Annotated in this window: 13 protein-coding genes, 1 tRNA gene and 3 pseudogenes; 12 read left to right on the forward strand and 5 right to left on the reverse strand. The window is 44.9% G+C overall.

Annotation, left to right across the window (positions count from 1 at the left end; translation table 11 throughout):
- Positions 1-26 precede the first annotated feature (26 nt).
- Together K6V30_RS15905 and K6V30_RS15910 are read left to right on the forward strand one after the other, a co-directional pair.
- Positions 27-1,927, forward strand: a pseudogene (locus K6V30_RS15905) (TonB-dependent receptor plug domain-containing protein).
- A 4-nt stretch (positions 1,928-1,931) separates the two neighbouring features.
- Positions 1,932-2,075: pseudogene (locus K6V30_RS15910) on the forward strand (ECF transporter S component); the annotation flags it as partial.
- On the opposite strand, the gene K6V30_RS15915 reads toward K6V30_RS15910, so the two are convergent.
- The 5 genes from K6V30_RS15915 to K6V30_RS15935 all read right to left on the reverse strand — a co-directional run bounded on the left by K6V30_RS15915 (position 2,072) and on the right by K6V30_RS15935 (position 11,018).
- A complete protein-coding gene (locus tag K6V30_RS15915; protein ID WP_010537971.1) occupies positions 2,072-6,073 on the reverse strand; it encodes a hybrid sensor histidine kinase/response regulator transcription factor in 4,002 nt (1,333 codons plus the stop codon). The pseudogene K6V30_RS15910 and the gene K6V30_RS15915 sit on opposite strands and share 4 nt — an antisense overlap.
- Positions 6,074-6,267: 194 nt before the next feature.
- Positions 6,268-7,437: an ABC transporter permease gene (locus K6V30_RS15920; protein ID WP_022300955.1), complete on the reverse strand. Its 1,170-nt coding sequence runs from the start codon at positions 7,435-7,437 to the stop codon at positions 6,268-6,270.
- Positions 7,421-8,605 (reverse strand): ABC transporter permease, encoded by a 1,185-nt coding sequence (locus K6V30_RS15925; RefSeq protein WP_010537973.1) that lies wholly within the window; start codon positions 8,603-8,605, stop codon positions 7,421-7,423. Before K6V30_RS15925 ends, K6V30_RS15920 begins: the two co-directional genes overlap by 17 nt.
- A gap of 4 nt (positions 8,606-8,609) precedes the next feature.
- Positions 8,610-9,599, reverse strand: a complete 990-nt coding sequence (locus K6V30_RS15930) for an HlyD family secretion protein (RefSeq protein WP_022300956.1) — start codon at positions 9,597-9,599, stop codon at positions 8,610-8,612.
- Positions 9,600-9,605: 6 nt separating this feature from the next.
- Complete coding sequence (locus tag K6V30_RS15935; protein ID WP_010537975.1) at positions 9,606-11,018, reverse strand: TolC family protein; 1,413 nt, start codon at positions 11,016-11,018, stop codon at positions 9,606-9,608.
- A 751-nt stretch (positions 11,019-11,769) separates the two neighbouring features.
- Here K6V30_RS15935 and K6V30_RS15940 point away from each other — a divergent pair.
- From K6V30_RS15940 to K6V30_RS15985, 10 genes and pseudogenes are all read left to right on the forward strand, one after another.
- Positions 11,770-11,845, forward strand: a tRNA-Gly gene (locus K6V30_RS15940).
- 230 nt (positions 11,846-12,075) lie between these two features.
- Complete coding sequence (locus K6V30_RS15945) at positions 12,076-13,797, forward strand: helix-turn-helix domain-containing protein (RefSeq protein WP_055268896.1); 1,722 nt, start codon at positions 12,076-12,078, stop codon at positions 13,795-13,797.
- Between the two features lie 245 nt (positions 13,798-14,042).
- Positions 14,043-14,354, forward strand: coding sequence for a hypothetical protein (locus tag K6V30_RS15950; RefSeq protein ID WP_055268894.1), 312 nt, complete (start codon positions 14,043-14,045; stop codon positions 14,352-14,354).
- A 22-nt stretch (positions 14,355-14,376) separates the two neighbouring features.
- Positions 14,377-15,054 (forward strand): DUF3575 domain-containing protein, encoded by a 678-nt coding sequence (locus tag K6V30_RS15955; RefSeq protein ID WP_010537978.1) that lies wholly within the window; start codon positions 14,377-14,379, stop codon positions 15,052-15,054.
- Positions 15,055-15,066: 12 nt separating this feature from the next.
- The gene (locus tag K6V30_RS15960) at positions 15,067-15,948 is read left to right on the forward strand and encodes a FimB/Mfa2 family fimbrial subunit (RefSeq protein ID WP_055268893.1); all 882 of its coding nucleotides are present in this window, start codon (positions 15,067-15,069) and stop codon (positions 15,946-15,948) included.
- A gap of 29 nt (positions 15,949-15,977) precedes the next feature.
- Positions 15,978-17,702, forward strand: a pseudogene (locus tag K6V30_RS15965) (SUMF1/EgtB/PvdO family nonheme iron enzyme).
- A 171-nt stretch (positions 17,703-17,873) separates the two neighbouring features.
- Complete coding sequence (locus tag K6V30_RS15970; protein ID WP_055268890.1) at positions 17,874-19,679, forward strand: SUMF1/EgtB/PvdO family nonheme iron enzyme; 1,806 nt, start codon at positions 17,874-17,876, stop codon at positions 19,677-19,679.
- Positions 19,680-19,780: 101 nt separating this feature from the next.
- Positions 19,781-20,734, forward strand: coding sequence for a fimbrillin family protein (locus K6V30_RS15975; RefSeq protein ID WP_168166630.1), 954 nt, complete (start codon positions 19,781-19,783; stop codon positions 20,732-20,734).
- A gap of 319 nt (positions 20,735-21,053) precedes the next feature.
- The gene (gene proS / locus K6V30_RS15980; protein ID WP_055268888.1) at positions 21,054-22,547 is read left to right on the forward strand and encodes a proline--tRNA ligase; all 1,494 of its coding nucleotides are present in this window, start codon (positions 21,054-21,056) and stop codon (positions 22,545-22,547) included.
- A 141-nt stretch (positions 22,548-22,688) separates the two neighbouring features.
- Complete coding sequence (locus K6V30_RS15985) at positions 22,689-23,366, forward strand: response regulator transcription factor (RefSeq protein WP_010537986.1); 678 nt, start codon at positions 22,689-22,691, stop codon at positions 23,364-23,366.
- Positions 23,367-23,385: the final 19 nt, after the last annotated feature.

Consider the following 23,385-nt stretch of genomic DNA (forward strand, 5'->3'; position numbering starts at 1 on the left):
GAAGAAATAAAAATACGGAATAGAATATGAAAAGAATTGCAACATGTCTGTTTTTGTTTAGTAGCCTGCTATCTACTTCCGGAATGGCTCAGAGCGGAAAAGACACTACACAACTCAGAAGAAACTATATCATTGATGAAGTCGTAGTCACCGGAACACGTAATGAGACAGATATACGTCACCTTCCGATGACCATTTCAGTAGTTGGCAGACAACAAATAGAGAAAAGATATGAACCTTCACTTTTGCCATTATTGACAGAGCAAGTCCCCGGATTCTTTACTACCAGCCGCGGTATCATGGGATATGGTGTATCTACAGGTGCGGCAGGTGGTATGAGCCTGCGTGGTATCGGCGGTAGCCCGACGGCAGGTTTATTGGTCCTGATTGACGGGCATCCTCAATATATGGGATTGATGGGACATCCGATAGCGGACGCCTATCAATCTATGATGACAGAGAAGGTGGAAATATTACGAGGACCTGCCTCGGTACTTTATGGTTCGAATGCGATGGGCGGAGTCATTAATATCGTCACTCGCAAACAACAGCAAGAGGGAGTGAACACAAATATGCAAGTTGGGTATGAATCATACAATACGTTACAAACAGAGTTTTCCAACCGAGTAAAAAAAGAACGCTTCAGCAGCATCGTTACCGGCTCTTACAACCGTACCGACGGTCATCGTCCCGATATGGAGTTCGAACAATATGGAGGATATGCCAAGTTAGGCTATGACTTCAGCAACTCCTGGAAACTGTGGGGGGGGATGTGAATGTAACTCATTTCAATGCTTCCAATCCGGGGACGGTACAAGTTCCGCTTATCGACAATGACTCACGTATCACTCGTGGTATGACTTCATTTGCGTTGGAGAACAATTACGAAAAAACGGCAGGTGCCTTAAGCTTTTTCTATAATTGGGGACGACATAAGATAAACGATGGATATAAGACAGGAGAACAACCACAGGCATCGCACTTCAATTCTAAAGATAAAATGTTCGGCATCTCTTGGTATCAGAGTGCAACTTTCTTCACAGGCAATCGCCTGACAGCAGGCTTTGACTATCAGCACTTCGGTGGCGAATCATGGAACAAGGTAGTTGCTACCGGAGAACGGAAACCGGGCGTAGACAAGCAAATGGACGAGTTTGCGGGATACGTTGACTTCCGTCAGGATATAAATAGCTGGCTGTCGCTGGATGCGGGCATTCGTGTAGACCATCATTCACATGTAGGTACGGAATGGATACCCCAAGGAGGGCTGGCCTTTCATCTTCCGGAGAATGCGGAACTGAAAGCAATGGTAAGCAAAGGATATCGCAATCCGACTATCCGGGAAATGTATATGTTTGCTCCTGCAAACCCGGAACTGAAACCGGAAAAACTGGTGAACTATGAACTTTCCTATTCTCAACGATTATTGGAAGGAGCGTTATTCTATGGAATGAACCTGTACTATATCAATGGTGATAACGTAATTATGAGCAATGGCCTGACACCTCCACTAAATGTCAATTCCGGAGAAATAGAGAATTGGGGTGTTGAAGCAAACATCGGATATCGGTTAAGCTCCCACTGGAACGTGAATGCCAACTACAGTTGGCTGCATATGGAAAATCCGGTTCTTGCCGCTCCGGAACATAAATTATATGCAGGTGCAGATTATGTCAAAGGACATTGGACCGTATCAACCAGTATACAATATATAAAGGGACTTTATACATCTGTCATCATTAATAATAAAGGTGTTGAGCAACAGGATAGTTTTGTTCTGTGGAATCTGCGGGGAAGTTACCGAATCTGTCGTTTTGCCGACATCTTCGTGAAAGGTGAAAATCTGTTGGTGCAACGTTACGAGATAAATGCAGGTTATCCTATGCCCAAAACAACATTTATGGGTGGTATTAATTTGAACTTTTAATTTTTATCAGATAACAGGAACAGTGGGAGAATGGATCTATATAGGAAGCTTCTACAGTGCCATTCAGGATTTCCGTATTGGAATTCCCGGAATGTGCCTGCAAGTATTCGGAGGTTATCTGTTCATTAAATGCTTGATATGCAGCTAACATTCCGAATCTTCCTGAGATGCATCATCTTCAATGATACTGGAAGAAACACCATTTACCTTGGCATATTGGCTCGGACTCATCTTATATTCTTTCTTGAATACTTGCCGGAAATATTTACTTTCTGAGAAACCGCACATTTCTGAGATTTCAGTAATATTATGCACGCCTTCTTTCAATAACTGCGTAGCACGCTTCAAACGGATATTCTTAATAAACTCCTGAGGAGGAAGTCCTGTTAGCGCTTTCAGTTTGTTATAGAAACGGGTACGACTCATATTGTGCAAATCCTTAAGCACATCAACGGAAAAGGCGGGGTTATCAATATTGTCTTCGATGCTTTTCTTCACATCCGACAAAAATTGCCAGTCGAGACTATTTGTACATTTTGCCAACGGTGTTTTTTCTTCTATATCAATTTCAAGATTAGCATATTTGCTACGCAATAATGCCCGGTTCGCCAATAAATTAGCAATACTGGCTTTTAAGATTCTCACACTGAATGGTTTTACAATATATTCATCGGCACCAATATGAAGACCATCGAGAACATTCTGTTCTTCTCCCAAAGCTGTGAGTAACAAAACAGGAATATGTGATGTTTCAATATCATTCTTGATAGTGGTACACAATTCATCCCCCCGCATTTCCGGCATCATAATATCAGAAAGAATCAACTCCGGCTGGTATTCTTTTACAATGACCAACGCTTCCTTACCATTGCTGCAAGCCTGTACGTTGTACATAGGCGATAGTGAATTGACCAGATAAGCACGTAATTCATCATTATCCTCGACAATAAGAATACGCTGCAGATCTTCGTCGTTTGCCATGACAGGCGTTTCGGAAATCACCGGAGCATCCAATTCAGCTTCCTGTCTGCGGGGTTTCTCCGGTTCTATCAGATTCGAATGATGGAAATGTTTATTCCCCTTCGGGAAGACAACAGTAATAGTAGTACCCTGCTGTTCGACACTCTCAATATTTATCTTGCCACTATGGAGGTGAACTAATTTCCCCACCAACTTTAATCCGATTCCACTACCGGTTATCTTTGCATTAATAGCATTCGTACCCCGGAAGTGCATCTTGAATAATTTGCTCTGTTCATTCGACGGAATACCGATGCCGGTATCTCTGACCTCCAGCTTCCAAGAATCTTTAGTCTCAGAAACATATACACTGACCGTTCCATTCTCAGGAGTATATTTCAACGCATTGGATATCAGATTCTTTAAGATGGAGTCCATCTTATCTTTATCAAACCATACATTCAGATAATTAAAGTCACTCTTGTAAGTAAAATCAATATGCTTGATATTGGCATACGAACGAAAACTTTTATAGATTTCATTCATATACGTATTAAGCTCATATTCAGAGATATGTAGCTCGGAAGAATAGACATCCGCCCGTTCGAAGTTGATTAAATTAGTACTCAACCGTAAAAGAGCGTTTACATTTCTCAAGGCTGTATTTATACGCTGTGAACCGATCTCTGTCAATGTCTCTTCTTCAACAAATTCTTCCAGAGGAGCCTTTATTAAAGTAAGCGGAGTACGGATATCATGGGCAGTATTTATAAAGAAATGCGTCTTTTCATCTGATATCTTTTTCTGCTTTTTCAGAATCATTACCCGGAAGGCAATACTGAATATAAACACAATCAAAAGTATATAAGCAAATATAGCCCATCCGCTCAACCACAAAGGATGCGCCACTATTACTTCAAGCTGGCGTTCTTCGAAAACAATACTAGGTTCTTCTTTAGATATGGCGCGCACATAAAGTTTATATTTACCGGGACTCAAATTAGTGAAACGGATCAGACTATTGTCATTCAACTGCACCCATTCATTATAGGAAGAACCCTCCAGTCTCCAATAATATATGGAATGAGAAGGAAAATCATAATTGATGGAAGAAACACGAAATGAGAAAGTATTCTGACCATATTTTAAAGTCAGTACGTCTGTCTTATCAATATCCTTTTCCAAAGGGGAATCTTTATCTCCGGGATAAATAGGCTGATAAGAAATATGAAAATCGCTGAATATCATTTTTGAATACTCATAATCCGGTAACTTTATACCTGCGGGAAATTCCACAGCACCATCAACACTTCCAAAAACAAAACTCTTGTTTTTTCGCAACACACCGGAAGTTGCATTGAAACAGGCAGACATCATTCCCTGCTCCCGACTCCAGTTATGGAATGATCTCTTCTCCACAGAAAAACTGGTGATTCCGTTTTCCGTACTCATCATTATCTGTCCGTCCATTTCCGGCAGAATGGTATAGATGCTATTTGAAACAAGTGCCGAATTTTCTGCAAAATAATGTTCGAAAGTTCTGTTCTTCGGGTTATATATAAGTACTCCCGAACCGTTTGTTCCAATATACAGTAATCCGTCATTCGCCTGATAAAGCGTGTTGATATAAGTCGATTCCACAGGCATTAATATATACTCATACTCACCGGAATTCCGGTCGAGCAGAAAAAGCCCCGTAGCTGTACCTACCCAAATAAAATGAGTATCTTTTTCCTCAATAGCGGTAACAGTGCTCACTCCGGGATACAGACGAACAGAATTCTTTATCGGATCGATACATTTAAGATTATAATATCCTCCCGACCATATATATCCTTTTGAATCTTTGATCATATCCCGGATGTATTTGTCCGGACGTATGTTGGCAGAACTTAACAGAAAAGGAGAGAAGTACTCTACAGACAGTGCCTTCTTGTTAATCTTATAGATCCCGGACGTAAAGCCTCCTGCCCAGATAATGCCCGGAGAAACTTCGCATAAAGTAATGAAAATATGGTTCTTATCTTTCAACTGCTTGTCGAAAGAACTTAAAAAAGAATGCCACTGACCGGTTCGGGAATTATAGAAACTTATTCCATTACTGGTACCAAACCATAAATCACCTTCACTGTCCTCAATGACTGCATGCACCTGATCGTTGACGATAGACTGCTTATTACCGATAGAATGTTTTATCCAATGATAATTCTTATAACGAGGATCGACTACCGTAACCCCTGCCGGATAATTAGCAAGCCAGATTCGTTTTTCTTCATCAATATAAATATCCGTGATGTTATTTCCGTTCATTTCATTATAGCTTTCGTAGTTGGCTACAATATATGGAGACGTTTTACAAGTATTTACATCAATTTTATGTACCCCCATTCCTTCTGTCGCAACCAATAATTCCTTTGGATTCAACGGTCGGATATGAGTGATACTCACATCACCCAAAGCTGTATCTGATTTTATAATCTTTTGAGTAGACATATCATAAGCAAAGGTACCGTCACTAAAAGTACCAATAAAAAGTCTTTGAAGTTGTCGGTGGAAATAGAGCCCGTTGATTTGTGTATAGACATTATCAAGTGTTTCTAAAGGAATAATATGCAGAGTTCCTTTATCAAGCTGGGTGTATCGGACTCCCATTTCTGTTGCTATAAAGAAATGAGTATCATCTGTTTGTTCCACTACTGTGATGTCATCATCCAATACATTGGGAAACTGTGTCGTTTGGGTAGTTTCCGTATTATACAACAAAATAGAATCTTTACTACATAACCAGATAGTACTGTTATGATCCATATAGCCATAATTGATAACGTCTGTGGCTTCCGGCAATTTATAAACCATTTTGAAATGATCATATTTCTCTTCATACCGGAAGATACGTCCTTTTTTCCCAACTACCCATATTCCACCTTTTTTATCTGCATACAACCATCCGAGATTTACCTCCGAATTTAATTCTCTGTTTGCCTCAATTAATTTATAGTGCCTTATATCATGACCATTATATCGGTCCATACCTTCGCTAGTGAGAAACCACATATATCCCTGACGATCTTTCTGGATATTGTATATTCTCCGATTACTCAAACCATCCTCTACTCCAATATATTTGTATGTCTGTCCATACGCCATCAACGGCAGTAAAAATAAAAATAATATAATATTCCTCATATAGATATTTGTATTTAAAGTAGTGCTATAGACCACCTCCAAATAATAGTTAACAAAATAAATAAAAAAGGACGAGATAATCAAGTAAAATGTTCAACAAAATTCACTTTATTTCCATAGTTAATTATTTGTTGGCTGAAATATTATAGTTTTGAGAAATAATTGTTTAGAATCTGCAACTAAAAGTATAGCTGTCAACCGAGTTTCCTTTTATAAACCCAGATGCTTAGCAGGAAATAAACAATCACCTGAATCCATAAAGTAATGTATTCAGGTCGGATATCCGCCATATTTGCCCCCATTGAGTTCAGTTGCACAAAGGCAAGTGTGGCAGGTGCTGCCGGAAAAATATAATGGGCAGCTTTCCAGTACCAAGGCATCAGCTCCATCGGATAGGAAACACCGGAAAGAAAAATCAGTCCTACCGAGAAAAAGGCAATCATAAGCAATGGTGCTTCCGAATCAGTGAAATATCGGGAGGCTGCCAGCCCCAGAAAAGAAGTCGCCAGCAAGTAAGGGATCATCATCAATACAATATACAATCCGTTTCCAATATTGGGAATGCTAAAGAAATGAGGAAGCAACCCTAACAGGAAAAAGGAAAAAACAGCATACAGACTACAATACACAAACGTTTTCCCTGCCACAATACGTATCGCAACTGCCCAACTTTTTCCGAAAGGAGTATAGGCAAGAATCCCTCTGGTCATATACTCTTCTCCGGTCACCATACCAATAACCATCAACAATGTCTGAAAAATGATAATTACCATAACAGCCGGAATCAGATAAGACCCATATCCTTCCGTATAATTATAGAGTGCAGTTCCTTCCACATTCACCGGTTGTGCCATAGCTACCGCCAATAATCCCTGAGGAGGTAGAAAAACCGCTCCGTCCGAACGATATTTATCATTGACAGCTAGCATTACGCGCGAAGAAGCCCCCTGCAAGGCTTCAAAATACAGGAAAGCATCGGTCGTGGCATACAAAGAAAAAACAGCTTCATCTCCACGAAAAACCCGTTCCTCAAAATCATGCGGAAGATACAAAATACCTTGTACTTTCCCTTTTCTCATCCATTCTTTCGCTTCATGATAATCCATAGCCTGAGCATAAATCTCCGTTTGCGGGGTAGCATCCAGCCAGCGGATAAAATTACGGCTCAACTCACTATGGGAATTATCGACTACAGCAACCGGAACATCTGTCACGATATTGGGAGCATACATATAATTATATAGTAATCCGTACACGAAGATTCCCCCCATCAGTACCAATAAAACAGCATAGCTGGTACTGATAGCCAGATATTCACGCCGGATGATGAAGGATAACTGTTGTAACTTACTTAATTTTTTCATATTTATGACTTTCTATGGCTCGTTTCAAATGGGGAAGTAGCGCAAAAGCCAGCAACGGAAAGATACATAGTATCACAGCCGATGGCCAAAGATGAATGAAACCACTACCTCCGTAGAGTATGTTTTGTATTATTTCCGTAAAATGCCGGACAGGAAAAAGATAAGAAGCATCTCGTACCAAAGGATACATATTAGGAACCGGAAAAGTAACACCGGATAAAGTAGCTCCCAGCGAACCGACCATGGAAACAATACTTATGATCAGAGAGATAGCCGGAAATAGCGAAAACAGGAATAATCCCAGTGCCTGCGTTGCCACGACAAAGAGTGCTGTCAGCATACTCATCAATCCCCAACTCCCTTGAAACGGAATATGCAGAATACCGAACATGACATAATTTGCCAGCCACCCTATCAGGATATAAATAATCGTATAAGGAAGTAGTTTCCCTAAAACAGCTGTCACCATATTTCCTTTGGCGACAGATAACCATTCGTCGGCTGTACGAAATTTAATTTCAATGCCCACTGCATATACAGTAGTCAGCAAAATCAAGATTTGGAACAAAACGAAAAAAAATGGCTGGCTTAGGTAAACCGAATAATCCAGACTCGGATTATATATAGGGTGGTTGCTAGCTTGTACCGGCAACAGGAATGTAGTAATCTGGTTCTGGTCCACTCCAAGAGCAACGGCTTTCATCACAATGGGAGATAGCGACACAGGAGCCAGCGAGGTTTCGAAAGCAGCCATCAATTCGCCACCGACCGAAAGCAACGCATAATGATAATAATAGGAGAGAGTCGCATTCTTTCCCGATATGGCATCCTGCTCGAATCTGGGAGGGATAGAGAGATAACCATAAATTTCCTTTCTCTGCACGGCCTTCCGGGCAGCTTCTTCATTTACAAAGTGCTTTGTCACTTTAAATGTAGGCACAGCAGATATGTTTCGGACGATTGCCCGCGAAGAAGCAGTGTTATCCTGATCGACAATGCCGACAGGAATATTTTCCATCTGTCCGTTACCAAAGATGGTTGCCATGAAAAAAAGGGTAAATAACGGCAAAATGATACACACGCCGAAATAAAGCCGTCGTGAAGTCATCCGCCGCCACTCTCTGAGCAGCACGGCATGAAAAGGAGAATATGTTTGTGATGAACTCATTCTATCATTCATTTAGCGTCAGTAATACAGACATACCGGGACGCAAATCATCTACTTTTTGCGTAGGACGGGCGTGAATCTCGAAGGTGCGTAAGTCATAACTTCCGGTCTGTTTTGTTGATTTCCAGGTAGCAAAGCTTCCTAATGGGCTGATATAATAGATTTTAAACTCAAGACCTTTTTTACCGATTGCAGGTACATCTGCAACAAAGGTCCCGTCCATCTTAAACTGTGGCATCAAGTCTTCACGTACATTGAGTACTACATGAATATCATCCATAATAACCAGATTCATAATCGGTGTTCCCGGTGCAACTAATTCTCCGCGTTTGGGGAAGATGGTAGCTATCTGACCGTTTTCCGGTGCTGTCAACCGGGCATCGACCAATAGTGCCGAGACTTCATCAACCGTACTTCTCGCAGCATTCACCATACTGGCTGCTGATTCTTTATCTTCTTTTTGTGCACCGTCAACTGCCATCTGATATTGCTCATAAGCTGCACGTTCGGCTGCAACGGCTGCTTTATACATAGCTTCCACTTCATCTTTCCGTTGGGAAGTGACCACACTATCTTTATATAAGGTAAGGATACGGTTATAAGTGGTTTGGGCAAGTGCCAGGTCGCTTTTAGTTTTGTTCCATAATTGCAGTGCGGTAGCTACAATCTGGCGGCGGGTACCAGCATCTATTTTCTTATTCTGCTGTACGGCTACCTGTTCCAATGCATTCACTTGCTGATACTTGGCATGTATTTCGGGGCTATTGATCACTACGAGAGTATCTCCCTGACGCACCCAGTCACCTTCCTGCACTAAAAAGGTATCAATACGTCCGGGAAGTTTCCCGCTAATACGGATTTCTGTCGCTTCTGTCTGCCCTTGCAGGACGAGCGGTTGTTTGTGCATCAATATTACTCCTGCAGCAGTAAAAATACCGACTGCCAGCATAATAATGACAAATGCCCAAGAGAGGGTTCTACTAGTTGGTTTCATTGTTCGTTACGGTTTAGGTTGATAGTTTACAAATTGTTCCGGTGTGCCACAGAGTGAAAGAAGATTCATCAATGCCACATCATATTCATAATAGGCTGCCAGACGAGCTACCTTCACAGTGGCAAGCATCGTTTCAGCATCAATAACTTCAGTGGAGGTCGCCATTCCTTCTGTAAAAGATTTCTTTCGGATACGTACCAGTTCTTCACTCAGTTCGATGGTCGCATTCAGCGCTTTCACATTATCCTGAGCTTTCTCCAATTGTGTATAGAGCTTATCCACTCCGACAGCCAGATCATCACGCGCTTTCATTTTTCCCAAAGTCAGCGTTTGTTGAGTTAGCTTTGATTGCCGGATTTTCTTCTCCCGGTCCAATCCGTCAAAAAGATTCCATGTAAAACCGATTCCTACCATCGTACGCGGTAGCAAATTGCTTTGGATACCATGCGAATAGAGGGTTTGTTTTCCAAAAAGGGCTATATTCGGCAAGTATCCACTTTGGGCAATTCGCACTTCCTGTTTGGCAATATGCTCTTGCAACTGTAACTGATTGAGCATATAGTTTCCACTGTTCACCGACATATCAAAAAGCATTTTTGGTGGCAACGAATCATTCATGAAAAGGGGAGAGGTAGGAACGATGTTCTCATCCGTATCTTTTTTATTTAACAAGGCCTTAAGGGCACTCTGCACCACTGTTTCTTCTTTTCGTGCAGCTTCCAATGACCGTTTTGCTTCATCCATATTTACTTGGGCAAACAACCGTCCTGCCTTGTCTATCATTCCGGCAGCTTCCAGTTTCAGTGCGTTTTCATAATGTTTTTGCAAACCTCTATAGGTTTCCTCACGTACAGCTACTACCTGTTGCGCCAATCGCAGACCATAATAGCTTTCTGCCAACAAGTTTTGCTGATTGGCAGCAGTCTGTGCACGATTCTCCCGTGCCAAGTCTACCATTGTCCGACCAATATTTGTTGCCCGAAATCTTTTTCCTCCGGAAAAGAGTACCCATTCTGCTGACAAATCAACAGTTGTCAAGTTTCTCGGAGTTAATGGAAAAACAAGCGTATTAGCTCCTATTTTATCCAGGATAGCCGAAATCATCTGATCATCCGGAATAATAGAATGAACGAAGTCCTTCGCCGGATCAGTAAACTGAGACAAAGGCTGCTTCACTTCAATCTTCTCGGACATGTGTACAAATGCACCTGTAGATTGCAAAGTGGGATACCAGAAAGCATTAAGTTTGTCACGTTCTGCTTTGGCAATCTCTATGCCTTTATCAGCTATCTTCAAACTCTGATTTCCCTGATTGAGCAGATGCAACGATTCTTCGAAACTTAATGGTGTCTGTGCATTTGTCTGAATGACGGAGAAACACAAAGCCCATAATACAAAAAGTATCTTATTTTTTTTCATGCTGGTTAGGTTAAATCTAAAATTGAGACTTTCTAACAGATGAGAGGATGGGTTTGTTCACTCCGGCAAATAGAGAACATATCTTGGGGCATGTTCTATTTTTAATATTTATTCAAAAACAGATTCGTACATATTTCATCAAACAACAGGAATAATGCATAAAATAATGCAATAATATGCAGAAATTCAATATACTTTTGTATATATACTATCTGGCTATACAGAAAAAGGACGTAATTTAAGCTATTTCGTTTTAAAGGAGCACTTCCTTGGTTTTAAACCAACAAGATGTTGGTCGGTGAGGAACGTCTTATTCCCTTAAAAGAAACTTGAAAACGGGAGGTGAAACAGCCGATTTGTTCTAGATGCCACTAATATCTACAAACTTCCATCCTTTCAATTTGAATTGACCAATTAATATCTAGCCATCTTATTGACAACATAAACAGACAAGAACTATATATATTAACAGAAAATAGTCCCAATATACCTAATTTCGCAATATACCTAACCGGAAATCCTGCTGATTTTATCGAATCATCTTGGTTCCGTCTGTATATTCTAAATTGTATGACAACCGAATATACGATTTCTCATATTCGTTCATTTTTCGCCTCTAACAGAAATTCATGAATGATTTTAATATAGTTTTTCTTCTACTAAAATTTGAGGAATTTTATTTGAGATATAAAAATTATGTTTACCTTTGCATCATCATTCCATAAGGCATTTTGTGAAAGATATATGTAATGCGGTAGTAGCTCAGTTGGTAGAGCATTAGCTTCCCAAGCTAAGGGTCACGAGTTCGAGTCTCGCTTACCGCTCCACTGAAATTCAAGCAGTTACAAATAGTGTAGCTGCTTTTTTTATGTACTTTTTCTTTTTTAAACCCCGTTTTTGAGTATTTTCAGTGGATATTTATCATATTTCCAGTCACAAAATTACATAATCATTTGTATATGCACGAATAATTAGAGGAATATCTGTATAGTCCAATACTATTTTTTTGTACTTTTGAGCACTATAGGCCAAGAATTTACGTAAACACACAACAACAATGAAGTATAAATCTTATCTGATAGCGATTTTATGGGGAATCCAATTCTGTTTTACCCTGCCTGTTTCAGCCCAAAACACCATCCAACAGCAAAAAGACTCTTTGCGCCGGGCTATCGAACAATCCGACGGAACTGACAAACTGAGGTCGTACAACAGACTATACTATTTATATATGTCTGAAATAGCCGATGACCGGAAAATGGATACACTGCTGACCCTGTTCGGGCAGACGGAAGCCGAGGCCATCAGACAGGGAAACGTAAAAATGCAAGGGATGGTGTATGGAAACACCATCATCTCTCATATAAATAGGAATGAATACGACAAGATCATTCAAAAAGCACCCGGTTATCTTGATTTCTATATCCTGCATGAACAATGGAAACTCTATTACCAGATACACATGCAACTTATCACTGCCTATAACTTGAAAGGAGATTATAAAAAAGCGGCGGAAGAAGCAAAACTAATGTTCGACCGTGCCAAAGCACGGAAGGATAAGGCGGGAATGGCAACAGCACTTTATGCCACTGCTATCACCTATAATGTTCAGGATAGATGGAAAGAGGAAGAAGATTGTTTCAGAGAATGCATCCGCTTATTATGGGAAGTTTCGGGATACGACAATATCCTGACACAAGCTTACGCATTCCTGTGTAGCTCACTTCGGGCACAAGGGCAATATGACAAACTATTACAACTCGTGCCCGAATATGAAAAAGCCATCGCCCGGTTTGAGAAAGCAGCCGGAAGAACCCAGCCTGAAGCGTGGGGAAATCTTTATGTGGCATTGATGAATACCTATATAGATACCAAAGACTATGACAAAGCTGGAGAATACCTCGCCAAGTTGAAAGGTATTGTCAATAACAATATCTCAAGATATGAATTGGCACGGGCAAAGGCGCTGATTTTACAGTCACGCGGAGATTACCGCAAGGCACTTGCCGCTATAGACAGCGCAGCGGTCGAAGTGCAGGAATCAGAATTTGACCTCAATGCCGTACGGAAGATAAAGATGGAGATACTTACCCGGATGGGGCGTTTCGACGAGGCATTCACGCTGTTCGATACAATCATTGCCGCCAATGATACTATAAAAGATGTAGAGATAAACGCCCGGTTCGATGAACTGCGCACCCAATATGAAGTGGAGAAACATATCGCCGAGAAAGAACGCAATCTCCATTACTTCCTTTTTACCCTTGGCATTTGCCTGGTACTGGCACTGCTCCTCACGGCTACTTTCTATTACAATCGGATTATTGCTCTCAAAAACCATAAATTATACGAACGAATAAAAGAACAGGACCGGCTGGCGAACGCAGTTGAAACTGCCAAAGCTACGGATACGCTTTCCCCTAGCAGCGAACAAAAGAGTCTGGTTATGCGGTTGCAGGAGTATCTACTTTCGGGTGAAAACTTGTCTAATGCCGATATGAACCGGGACGATATAATATCCGCCCTCGGCACTAACAGAAATACGCTGACCGAAGCGGTCAAAGCCGTCACAGGAAAGTCACCGATGGAATATACGCGCTTCCTGAAAATAGAAGAAGCACGCAGGATGCTCGACAGCCATCCCGAATTTACGATTGAAGCGGTAGCTTTCAGTTGCGGGTTCAATATACCGAGCACTTTCTACCGCTTGTTCCGAAAACAATACGGTATCAGTCCGGCAGAATACCGGAAAATGGCTAATTCATCCCCCAAAAAATAAGAAATAGCATACCGGAACCGGAAAGATTGTCCGATAAGCCCTAAAAAATGAAGTTACCCCCTGCTACAGATGATTGTAACAGGGGGTAACTGGTTAAAAGGAAGTCTGTCAGGCAGTCTTCTTTTCTATGTCCGAAAGCCCGTAAAACAGCAGAAAATGACAAAACACCACAAAGTAGGGACAAAATGCAATACTTTTTCGACCGCATTTAACCTAATTTGCAACAAGAAAAAAAGCAGAGCCCCATGAATGATTACATCAACTTTATCTCTCTAGGAATTGCCTTTTGCTCGCTGGTAATTGTGACATCCGTCTTCCTGCATTGCCGGAAGATAGAAAAGAAATGCAATTATTATATGGCGAAAAGTATCCGTGAGCAAGATAGTCTGGTAAAGGAACTGGAACGGATACGTGTAGAAAAAGAAATGATGGAAAAGGTGCTCAAAGCGGAATTGTCGGAAGCCGTGAGAGCTACCATCGAGAACAAAGAGACCGGTGAACGCATGACTGACCCCATGACACACACGCCGCGAATTGATATAACTTATTTTATTTAACACACAACTAATATATGAACCTATGAAACATTTACAAAAAATTCTGTTGGCTCTCCTTGTCTGGGGTATTGCCGCAACCGGAAATTCTTTCGCGCAACTCCCCCGGGGAGTGCCGGATGCGATTGTCTCCTCACCGACAAACGCAGTTACCCCTGATGGAATACTGCCTTCAAAACCTTACTACTTCGCTGTGCGGACGAACATGTTGTATGATGCCATACTGCTGCCTACACTCGGTGTGGAGTGGCGGGTGAACCGCGACATGGGTATCAAGTTAGACGGTAGCTTTGGCTGGTGGGGAAGCAACAGCGATAAGATACAGAAGGTCTGGTTCCTGAACCCGGAAGTGCGTTGGTATCTGCTACGTGATAAACGATTTTATGTGGGCGCATCGGGCAGCTACGGGGAATACAATATATATAAGTATCCCGTGGGAAGCCTCTTCTCGAAGGATACCGGCTATCAGGGCAAACTGTGGGGTGGGGGTGCTACAGTCGGTTATCAACTTCACCTTTCCCATCATTTCTCGATCGATTTCAATATTGGTCTGGGATATACACATTCGGAATATGATAGTTATGGAATGATCGACAGAGTGCGTGTTTTTCAAGATAAAAATAAGGCCAAAAACTTTTGGGGACCCACTCAGATCGGAATTAGCTTTTTGTGGACAATAGTAGGAACCAAACAGAACAAATAAAAAACGATCGATATGAGAACAAAAGCAATTATCCCATTCTTTGGGTGCGCGCTACTGCTGGCAGTAAGTTGCGACGTGAAAGACCCGATCTACAACACACCGCATCCCGACCACGGCACGGTAACCCTTACCGCCGACTGGTCGCGGCGGGGCACGGACATTGACATCCCTGCATCCTACACGGTGCAGGCAGCCGACTACTCGACCACGCTCGACGGCACGACAAACCGCATAGACCACCTGTTCGAACCGGGCACATACCGTTTCTATATCTATAACACGCCGGAGCAGGTTTCGATAAGCGGCACAACCGCTACCGTTGCCGCTGCTTCCGGCAATTGGGACGGCGTGGGCGCGTTCGTGGCTGCCTCTCCCGGCTGGCTGTTCACGTGCGCTATGGATGCGGTAATCGAAAAGGACACCGAGTACGAACTGACCGCCGCCATGCAGCAGCAGGTGAGGCAGCTTACGCTTGTCATCGAACCGACGGGCGGCACAACCGACCGGATAGAAGGCGTTGAAGGTTACTTTTCGGGAGCCGCCGCCACGCTCGACATGGATAACGGCACATACGGCACTCCGTCGAATGTGGCACTGACGTTCACGAAGATCACCTCCGGGGCGGATGCCGGTAAATGGTCGGCAACGATGCGCCTCCTGGGCGTGGCAGGTACGGCGCAGCGGCTGACGGCGCAAATCCGTTTCAGCGGCAACAGCCCGCAGCCCGTGACGCTCACCAGCGACCTCACGACGATGCTCGCCACGTTCAATACTGACAAGACAAAGCCCCTTGCACTGGGCGGAACGGTGGCGGAAACGCCTACGGGCGCAGGATTCTCCGCGACGATAACCGACTGGAAGCAGGTAACGGGTGGTCCTGTAACCGCTGATTAATCATTGAAACAAATTAAAAATCACAGAATATGAAGAACAGATACTCAATCACACGATGGCTGCTCACGGCAGCGGTTCCGGCTTTGCTGCTCACGGCGTGCAGCAAGGACAACGACACCGGGGATTATCCCGGCACCAACGAATCACCCGGCGGAGACATCCGCTTCGAGATCGGTTTCGCCACTCCGGCGGCAACGGCGGGAGCAAACCTACCACAGACACGGGTCACCACCGACAGCCAGTTTAAAAGCACATGGGACGACGGTGACGCCATCGGGATATTCGCTTGCCGGAAGAGCGAAACTTTGTCGGAAACGCCCTCGGGCAATGTACTCAACAACATAAAGCTGACTTACAACAATGCCACTGGCACATGGAGCGGTTCCGCCTACTGGCCCGCGGACGGCAGCCGGATCGACTTCTACGCCTACTATCCCTATCAGGGCGACGGCACGCTCAACCCCGCCGCGATCGCTTTCAGCGTGAAGACCGACCAGCGAGCGGCGGCAGATTACTCCGCCAGCGACCTGCTGACGGCAAAGGCAACGAACGGCAGCGCCGGTTACGGCAAGGGCGAAACCGTTTCCCTCTCGTTCTCTCATCCGTTGGCAATGGTGCAAGTATCACTCGACAGCCAACTCGGGGCGATAGACCCGAACGAAGAGGTTATCGTAACCCTGCGGGACGTAAAAGCCAAAGCCGGACTTAACCTCGGCGCGGTCGATAATGCCACGCCGGGTAGCGGGGTAACGCTTGCCGGAAGCGATAACAACGCCACGGCTATAAAGATGTACCGCGTGGAGCAGCCGACGGACGCTAATTACCGCAGCAGCTTTACTTTCCGAGCTGTTGTTCCGGCGCAGTCGTTGTCTGAGAATGCAAATATCTTCCAGATCGCTAACGGCGACCTGCTATTGAGGAGTTCCGCGCTTACCGATAATATTACCATGACAGGTGGGAAGGCGGAAACGTTTACACAGAAACTGCCCGTATATATTCATCGTGTACGCATTAAAGCTGGTACTTTCCTGATGGGAGATGATGCAGGTAATAGCAATGAAAAGCCTGTACATTCTGTAACACTGGCCAAAGATTTCTATATGGGCAAATATCAGGTCACTCGGGCGCAGTATGCTGCTTTTCTGAATGCCGTGGGAGTAGCAGGAGTAACGATAGATAATTTGGCCAGACATAACGTTTCGGGTTATGGAGAGCAAAATTTGTTCACTGTGAACCAATGGGGCTAGACGCCCCGATACAATACGGAAACCAACCAATGGGAAGCCTCCGGCGACCAGCCGATGATCTATGTCACGTGGTTCGGTGCCAAGGCTTATGCGGATTGGATTGGCGGTAGCTTGCCAACGGAGGCCCAGTGGGAATATGCCTGCCGTGCCGGCACGACAACAGCTTATTCATTTGGCGACAACGAATCACTGCTTGGTGGATATGCATGGTATACTGTCACTTCTACAGGTATCGATGGCCCCAGTCCCGTGGGGAATAAAAAGCCTAATCCTTGGGGCTTGTATGATATGCACGGCAATGTGAATGAGTGGTGTAGCGACTGGTTGGGGGATTACGGTAGCGGTCCGGACACCGACCCTACCGGCGCTGTCTCGGGCCGCGCCCGCGTGCTTCGCGGCGGCTACTGGGGCAATAACGCCCGGTACTGCCGCTCTGCCTATCGCTACTCCGCCGGACCCGACGGCGCCTTCTACAGCGTCGGGTTCCGCGTGGTGGTCGTCCCTTAGTTCATCCGGCCTTGAGCGAAACGAGCCTGCCGTCAAAGCTGCGCGAGGGACGAGCGCGACGTATAAGGCAGGTGAGACAAATAACGATATCGGCTATGCCGGTCAGATTTTCAGGAAAATCCGCGCTGTCTTTTCGGCAGACGAATAATATAAATAATAAATAATGAAAAAATGAGTACACTAAAAAATTTCAGATACGTGGCGCGGACGCTTTCGGGCGGTGCGCTGCTGGCGGGGCTGCTCCTTTCGGGCGGCTGCTCAGAGGACGATGGTTTTGCGGCGGACGACGGCAGCGGCACAGCCGTGAATTTCACGGCGGGAATAGGCGAGGCAACGCCCGCACCCTCTGTGGCAACTATGCCGCAAACCCGTACTGCGACCACCGGCGGTAATAGCTGGGTAAAGGGCGAAGCCGTGGGCATCTTCATGGTCGATCACAGCACCCGGAATATCGTCGATGGAGCAGAAAACCGCCAATACGTCACCACCGCTGCCGGTGCTAACGTCAGCTTCTCTCCCGCCACGCCCGACGACGTAATCTTTTACCCGCAGGACAACGCCCGGGTGGACTTTATTGCCTGTTCCTACGTAACAGGTCTCCAATTCACTGGGGGTATCCATATTAACCTGAGTGAGCAGACCGCCGAGCGTCAAGCCGAGAACGACATACTCTGGGCGAAAGCCGACAAGGGCGGTGCGGGCTACAGCAAGGCCGAAAAAGCCGCCGTCGCCTTCACCTTCCGCCACTGCCTCGCCAAGCTGACCATACAATGCAAGGCAGACGGCAGCGTGGGCACTTTCGACCCTGCCGATATGACGGTCACCATCAAGGATATAAACGTTAAAGCTCTCGTAAATGTCGAAACCGGCTATACAGGAGTCGATAACAATAATCCGACAATAGGCAACATCATCCCCCGCACGTGGGATACCCCTGCCGAAGGCTGCTTTGCCACCTACGACGCCCTCATCCCGCCTGCCACTTACACTGACGGCGAGGTGACGGTAGAATTCAAGATTGGATCGGACATCTACAAGTGGAGCGTCCCGAGCGTTACCTTCGAATCCGGAAAAAATTACATCTACCCGCTAACGATCCGGAAAACGGGCATCGACGCCGGTACGCCCATCATCGCCGATTGGCAGACCAACGACCACGGCACGGGTACGGCGGTGGAGTTGAAGGACTTCGTGAGGATTCCGGCGGGGACTTTCCTGATGGGCAGCCCGGAGGACGAGCCCGGGCGTGATTCGGACGAAAAGCAGCACTGGGTAACTTTGAGTAAGGATTTTTACATGAGCAAATATCAGGTAACGAACGCTCAGTATGCCGCTTTTCTGAATGCGAAGCATGCAGAAGGAGTCTTGGAATACGGTGTGGCCTACCCTTTTAAGGATGCCGCTTACCTCACGGGAAGCACCGGCGAGCCTTTGGTTCGGGATTGCAACAGTATGTCAAAATGGGGAATAACTCGCAACAGTTCCGATGGAACCTGGTCACCGGTTTCCGGTTACGAGAATCATCCCGTGATTTACGTTACCTGGTACGGGGCGAAGGCTTATGCGGATTATTACGGTTACAGCCTTCCGACCGAGGCACAATGGGAGTATGCGTGCCGTGCGGGTACGACTACGGCTTACAGCTATGGCGATACGGCAGACGGGGACTATATGTGGTATACAGAAAACAATGATCCTCGCGGAACTAAGGAGGTAGGTACCAAGCTGCCTAATCCGTGGGGGTTGTACAATATGCACGGCAATGTGAGGGAGTGGTGCTCGGATTGGTATGGCGATTACAACGACTCTTCCGATACCGACCCTACGGGGCCTGCCGCAGGCATTTCCCGCGTGCTTCGCGGCGGCGACTGGGGCTATGACCCCAAAGACTGCGACTGCCGCTCTGCGTTTCGCTTCAAAGGCTATCCCAGCGACGCCGCCTACCTCGTCGGGTTCCGCGTGGTGGTCGTCCCTTAGCTCCGCTGCCCGTAATTTATCGGGGCCTTGAGCGAAACGAGCAACCCGACAACGATAAGAATAAATAAACAGGTTCAAACAAAATAAAAAAAATTATGACTATGAATGTAATGAAAAACTTAATGACAATGTGCGCGCTCGCCAGTGCAGTGTGCCTCGTGTCGTGCAGCAGCGACGACGAAATGAATGTGAATAACGACGGACAAGTACGCTTCACCGCCGCCATCGGCAACGAGGCAGTAGTGGCAACCCCCGGAACCCGCGCCTCGGGCACCACTTGGGGGCCGAACGACGACATCGGTATCTTTATGGTGGACCACGGCACGGAGCACATCGCCGAGATATACTCCAACCGACAGTTCCGCACCACGACCGGTAAAGAAAACTTTTCACCCGTCATAGGTCAGGAAATCTACTATCCGATGGATAACAGCCCGGTGGACTTTATCTCCTACTATCCCTACACGGACGGTGCCGCCCTCGACACACCGTTCCCCGTCACGATAGGAACCGCCCAGACCGATGCCACGCAACCCGCCTTCGACCTGATGTGGGCAAAGGCGAACAACGACAACGGCAAAGGATATAACAAGGTACGAAACGCCACCGTCGCCTTCACCTTCGGCCACTGCCTTTCTAAACTGACGATGAACTGCAAGCTGGATGCCAGCGTGGGAGTCGCCAACCTCGACGGTGCCAAAGTCACCATCCACGGCATGAACACCGTGAGCACCTTCGACCTGAAGACGGGTAAACAGCACGGCACACCGGAAAACCCCGCGGATATTACCCCGCGCAAGCTCGCCACCCCCACCGCAAACTTCGACGCCACCTACGACGCCATCATCCTGCCTGCCGGCTACAGTGCCGGAGCGGTGACGGTAGATTTCGAGATAGGCTCGGATACGTACACCTGGAACGTAGACACTGTAACTTTTGAAGCAGGCAATGAATACATTTATGAGGTAGAGATTACCCGTTCCAACGTGAAGGTTACCGGAACGATTAACCCGTGGAATCCGGTGACTCACCAAGGTCCGGTTTACGCGGAATAATACGTCCGTGCCGTCCTTTCAAGGCACGATAAAAAACAGCTTTTCCGGTGGCATACGGTAACGGAGCCACCGGGACGCTTTTCTCCCTATAATACGAATTAAAAAGATAAAATTTATTAATTAAAACCCGTCAGAAAGGAGGATAACAAAACAGAATGGGCATTTCAGTAATATCTGCTTGCAACTTTCAGATGACACTCTTACCAAGAACTGAATACTCCATATAAAATTAATGCAGGAAGAATAAGCACAGTTCGTTCCTTTTTCGTATTTTTGCACCTTGTTTTAACAATCAAGAAAACTTAAATAGAAAAATATAATGGCAAAAGAACTGAAAGACCTTACCAAACGTAGCGAAAACTACTCGCAGTGGTACAATGATTTGGTGGTAAAAGCTGATTTGGCAGAGCAATCTGCCGTACGCGGATGTATGGTGATTAAGCCTTACGGATACGCAATCTGGGAAAAGATGCAACGTCAACTGGACGATATGTTCAAGGAAACAGGACACGTGAATGCTTACTTCCCGTTATTAATTCCGAAATCATTCCTGAGCCGCGAAGCTGAACATGTAGAAGGCTTTGCTAAAGAATGTGCCGTAGTGACACATTACCGTTTGAAAAACGCAGAAGATGGTTCCGGCGTGGTAGTAGACCCTGCTGCAAAACTGGAAGAGGAACTGATCATTCGTCCAACATCAGAAACAATCATCTGGAATACCTATAAAAACTGGATTCAGTCTTATCGTGACCTGCCTATTCTCTGTAATCAGTGGGCGAACGTATTTCGTTGGGAAATGCGTACCCGTCTTTTCCTGCGTACTGCCGAATTCCTTTGGCAGGAAGGGCATACTGCTCATGCCACTCGCGAAGAAGCAGAGGAAGAAGCTATCAGAATGCTGAACGTTTACGGTGAATTTGCTGAAAAATACATGGCCGTTCCGGTAGTGAAAGGTGTGAAATCGGCTAACGAACGTTTTGCCGGCGCACTTGACACTTATACTATCGAAGCTATGATGCAAGATGGAAAAGCATTGCAAAGTGGTACATCCCACTTCCTTGGACAGAATTTTGCCAAGGCATTTGATGTTCAGTTTGTGAATAAGGAGAATAAGATGGAATATGTATGGGCTACTTCATGGGGTGTTTCTACCCGTCTGATGGGTGCTCTGATTATGACTCACTCTGATGACAACGGTTTGGTATTACCTCCACATCTGGCTCCGATTCAGGTAGTAATCGTTCCTATCTACAAGAATGACGATCAACTGAAACAAATCGACACCAAAGTAGAAGGAATTGTTGCCAAACTGAAAGCATTAGGTATTTCCGTGAAGTATGACAATGCGGATAACAAACGTCCGGGCTTCAAATTTGCTGACTATGAACTGAAAGGTGTTCCAGTTCGCCTGGTGATGGGAGGACGTGACCTCGAGAACAATACAATGGAAGTAATGCGCCGCGATACACTGGAAAAAGAAACAGTTACTTGCGATGGAATCGAAACATACGTCCAGAAACTACTCGAAGAGATTCAGGCAAATATCTACAAGAAAGCATTGGATTATCGCAATTCTAAGATTACTACCGTAGATACTTATGAAGAATTCAAGGAGAAAATAGAAGAAGGCGGTTTCATTCTGGCTCATTGGGACGGAACAACCGAAACAGAAGAAAAAATTAAAGAAGATACGAAAGCAACGATTCGTTGTATTCCTTTCGATTCATACGTTGCAGGAGATAAGGAACCGGGAAAATGTATGGTAACGGGTAAACCATCCGCTTGCCGTGTAGTCTTTGCACGTTCTTATTAAAAAAGACGTTTCTGCTTCATTATAAGCAAGAGTCCGGAATCCGATTTTGAATTTCGGACTCTTTTTTTATCCATTTCAGTTTTATTTCAGAAATATCCCTTTTCTTTGTAACAGATAAAAAAGAAGAAAGGAGAAGATTTTATGAAGATATTAATTGTAGAAGACGAACCCTCTTTAAGAGAACTTATCCAGCGCTCACTTGAAAAAGAGCGTTATGTTGTAGAAACAGCAGGAGACTTCAACAGTGCATTATGTAAAATTGAAGATTACGACTATGATTGTGTCTTACTGGATATTATGCTGCCGGATGGGAGTGGCCTTGAACTTCTCGAACGCCTGAAAGCTCTTCATAAGCGGGAAAATGTGATTATAATTTCCGCCAAAGACTCGTTGGAAGATAAAGTCTTAGGACTGGAACTGGGAGCGGACGACTACCTCCCTAAACCTTTTCATCTGGCCGAACTGAATGCCCGGATCAAAAGTGTCATCCGTCGTAACCAGCACGACGGTGAGATCACCATCCGTCAGGGAAATGTACGGATAGAACCCGACAAATATCGGGTCTTTGTCGACGAACAGGAACTGGAGCTAAACAGAAAAGAATATGATATTCTGCTTTATTTTATAAATCGTCCCGGTCGCCTGGTCAATAAAAGCACACTGGCAGAATCAGTATGGGGAGACCATATTGACCAAGTGGACAACTTTGACTTTATTTATGCGCAAATCAAAAATCTCCGCAAAAAGCTGAAAGATGCAGGAGCCAATATCGAAATCAAAGCTGTCTACGGATTCGGCTATAAAATGATTGTAGAATAATAAAAAAACAAGGAGCTAT

The sequence above is a fragment of the Bacteroides faecis genome (assembly GCF_020091505.1).
Lineage (GTDB): Bacteria > Bacteroidota > Bacteroidia > Bacteroidales > Bacteroidaceae > Bacteroides > Bacteroides faecis.